Genomic DNA, 255 nt, shown 5'->3' on the forward strand with positions numbered 1-255 from the left:
CGAAGGTGACGATGGCGCCGGTGCCCTTGGGGGTCAAGGTCTTTCCGCGTTCGTACCAGGGGGAGGAGGGCAGTCCGGCGTAGGAGACGGAGGCGACGGTGGGGTGGTTTTCGAGGAAACCGGCGACCTGTTGGGCGTTGGTGACGTGGCGTTCGATGCGCAGGGACAGGGTTTCGATGCCTTGGGCGATGAGGAACGCGTTGAAGGGTGCGACGGCGGTGCCGAGGTCGCGGAGCAGTTGGACGCGGGCTTTGA

General features: G+C 65.9%; 1 protein-coding gene. It reads right to left on the minus strand.

Annotated features, from left to right (window positions below; genetic code table 11):
• A partial coding sequence (locus MTX36_RS29635) for a PLP-dependent transferase (protein ID WP_243623225.1) occupies positions 1-255 on the minus strand: 255 nt, incomplete at both ends.

This window comes from Rhodococcus sp. ARC_M6 (assembly GCF_022810305.1).
GTDB lineage: Bacteria > Actinomycetota > Actinomycetes > Mycobacteriales > Mycobacteriaceae > Rhodococcus_F.